At 68.6% G+C, this 2970-nt stretch carries 1 protein-coding gene and 2 pseudogenes; 1 reads left to right on the forward strand and 2 read right to left on the reverse strand.

Annotated features, from left to right (window positions below; genetic code table 11):
- Window positions 1-641 (reverse strand): annotated as a pseudogene (locus HUU94_RS11820) (tetratricopeptide repeat protein); the annotation flags it as partial.
- A 19-nt stretch (window positions 642-660) separates the two neighbouring features.
- Window positions 661-2313 carry an electron transfer flavoprotein-ubiquinone oxidoreductase gene (locus HUU94_RS11825; RefSeq protein WP_174275272.1) on the reverse strand — a complete coding sequence of 551 codons (1653 nt, stop codon included), beginning with the start codon at window positions 2311-2313 and terminating at the stop codon, window positions 661-663.
- Window positions 2314-2448: 135 nt separating this feature from the next.
- On the opposite strand from HUU94_RS11825, the pseudogene HUU94_RS11830 reads away from it, so the two are divergent.
- Window positions 2449-2970, forward strand: a pseudogene (locus HUU94_RS11830) (uracil-DNA glycosylase); the annotation flags it as partial.

Below are 2970 nucleotides of genomic sequence, written 5' to 3' on the forward strand. Positions count from 1 at the left end.
AGCAGCGCCATCGCCTCGTCGGGCCGGTTGGCGTGCGCCAGTTCGGCGGCGGCGATGATCTTCATCCGCGCGCCGAACGCCGCCTGCCCCCGGATCGCCTCGACGCCCGCGTCCACCTGCCCCGTCGCCAGCAGCAGCAGCGCGCGCGTCGAGCCGTAATAGGCCGATCCGAGGCCGCCGCCGCGCGACGCCTCGAGGATCTGCAGCGGATCGCCGTCGCCCGCCCCCACCGCGATCCACGCATCGAGCAACGGCACGAGGAACGCGAACAATTTGCCGCCGTTCAGCCGCGCGACCTGCCGGCGCGCGCCCGCCCAATCCTTGGCGCGGATCGCCTCCACCGCGAACAGCAGCGGCCCGTCGGGCGGCAGTTGCTGCTGCTTGTCGAGCAATTTGGCGGCGGTGACCGCCAGCGCCTCGTCGCCCGCCGCTATCCCCTGCCGGAACGCGCGCTGCGCCAGCGTCGTGCTGCTGCCGTCGGTCGCCAGCAGCGCCGCCATCTGCGTGCTCGCGCCGGCCAGATCCCCCGCCGCCTCCGCCGCGCGAAACCGCACGTAGAGCGCGTCGTTGGACGGCGCGGGCGCCGACGCCATCCCCGGCCCGGACAGAGCGAACAGGCCCAGCAGCAATACCCGTCTCACAGCCGCTCTCCGCGCGATTTTACATGTTGGGATAATTGGGCCCGCCGCCGCCCTCGGGCACCACCCAGTTGATGTTCTGCGTGGGATCCTTGATGTCGCAGGTCTTGCAGTGGACGCAATTCTGCGCGTTGATCTGCAACCGGGGATCGCCCTCCTCGGCGCCGACGATCTCATAGACGCCCGCCGGGCAATAGCGCTGCGCGGGCTCGTCGTAGAGCGGCAGGTTGATCCGCACCGGCACGCTCGCATCCTTGAGCGTCAGGTGGATCGGCTGATCCTCCTCATGATTGGTGTTCGACAGGAACACCGAGGAGAGCCGATCGAAGCTGATCACGCCGTCGGGCTTGGGATAGTCGATCGGCGGCACCAGATCCTTGCGCCACAGCCCTTCGTTGTCGCGGTGATGGTGCAGCGTATAGGGCAGGCCCAAGCCGAAATTGCGCATCCACATGTCGATGCCCGCCCACACCGTGCCCGCCACCAGGCCGGCCTTGGCGACCGCGGGCTCGGCGTTGCGCACGACCTTCAGTTCCTTGGCGATCCAGCTCTGCTCGAGCGCGGGCTGATAGCTGTCCAGCGTATCGCTCCGCCGCCCCGCGCCCAGCGCCGCATAGGCCGCCTCGGCCGCGAGCATCCCGCTCTTCATCGCGGTGTGCGTGCCCTTGATGCGCGGTACATTGACGAAGCCCGCCGAGCAGCCGATCAGCGCGCCGCCGGGAAAGGCGAGCGTCGGCACCGATTGCCAGCCGCCCTCGTTGATCACCCGCGCGCCATAGGAAATCCGCCGCCCGCCCTCGAGGATCGCGCGGATCGCCGGATGCTGCTTCCAGCGCTGGAATTCCTCGAACGGATAGAGGTGGGGATTGGTGTAGCCGAGCCCGACGACGAAGCCGAGCGCGACCTGCCCGTTCGCCTGATGGTAGAGGAAGCCGCCGCCGACCTCCGAATTCAGCGGAAAGCCCTGCGTGTGGATCACGCGGCCGGGGACGTGCTTGGCGGGATCGATATCCCACAATTCCTTCATGCCGAGGCCGTAGACCTGCGGCTCGCAATCGCGCTCCAGATCGAACTGGCGCTTGACCTCCTTGGTCAGCGATCCGCGCGCGCCCTCGGCGAAGAAGGTATAGCCCGCATGCAATTCCATGCCCGGCTGGAAATCGGGCTTGTGCGTGCCGTCGCGCGCCACCCCCATGTCGCCGGTCGCGACGCCCTTCACCGATCCGTCTTCGTCGAACAATATCTCGGCGGCGGCGAAGCCGGGGAAGATCTCGACGCCTGCCTCCTCGGCCTTGCCCGCGAGCCAGCGGCAGAGATTGCCGAGCGATCCCGTATAGGTGCCCTTGTTGTGCATGAAGCCCGGCGTGAACAGATGCGGCATCGCGAGCTTGCCCTTGGCCGAGAGGAACCAGTGATGGTTCTCGGTCACCGGCACGTCGGCGAGCGGGCAGCCGTCCTCCTTCCAGTCGGGCAGCAGCTCGTCGAGCGCGATCGGATCGATCACCGCTCCGGACAGGATATGCGCGCCGACTTCGGAGCCTTTTTCGAGCACGCAGACCGAAACCTCGCGGTCCCCTTGCGCCGCGAGCTGCTTGAGCCGGATCGCGGCCGAAAGCCCCGCCGGCCCCGCGCCGACGATCACCACGTCATATTCCATCGACTCGCGGTCGTGCATTCCTCTACCCTCGGTTTCGTCCGGTCATCGCGTGCGCCGAACGCCTCGTCACGAGATCGCGTGTGCCGAGATTGACCTTCTCGTCAAGTATTTGCCTAGTCGAAACGCGTTAAGGGGACGCGGGGGAATAAGCAGATGCTGGCCGCGCTGGCGTTGAGCAGTCTCGATTGGTGGCAGGAAGCGGGCGTCGATACGTTCGTCGACGAGCGTCCGCGCAACTGGCTGGCGCCCGATCGGCTATCGCTCCCGAGCGAAATCGGGCCGGCCGAAAGCGTGGCAACCGGAAGCGCGGCGGCCATCGCTCCCACGCTCCCGGCTGCCGCCTTCCCGGCCGATCTCGCCGCCTTCCGCGCCTGGCTGCTCGCCGAGGCGTCGCTGCCCGGCCATCCCGCCGCGCGTTTCGATGCGCTGGGCGATCCCGCCTGCGGCACCGCGATCGTCATCGATATGCCCGAAGTCGAGGATCGCGCGTCGGGCGCGCTGCTCTCGGGCGAGGCGGGGGCGCTGTTCGATCGCATGCTCGTGCCGATGGGGCTGTCGCGCGACGCGCTATATCTGATCCCGTTCGCCGCCGCGCGCCCCGCGAGCGGCAGGCTCGATGCCGGCGCGATCGCCGCGCTCGCCCCGGCGTTGCGCCACCATCTCGCGCTTGCCGCG

Source organism: Sphingomonas bacterium, from assembly GCF_903644055.1.
Taxonomy (GTDB): Bacteria; Pseudomonadota; Alphaproteobacteria; order Sphingomonadales; family Sphingomonadaceae; genus Sphingomonas_I.

Bases quoted from the DNA above. Each gene is read 5' to 3' on its own strand.
- HUU94_RS11825 (WP_174275272.1), bottom strand. From the start codon at position 2,313: ATGCACGACCGCGAGTCGATGGAATATGACGTGGTGATCGTCGGCGCG.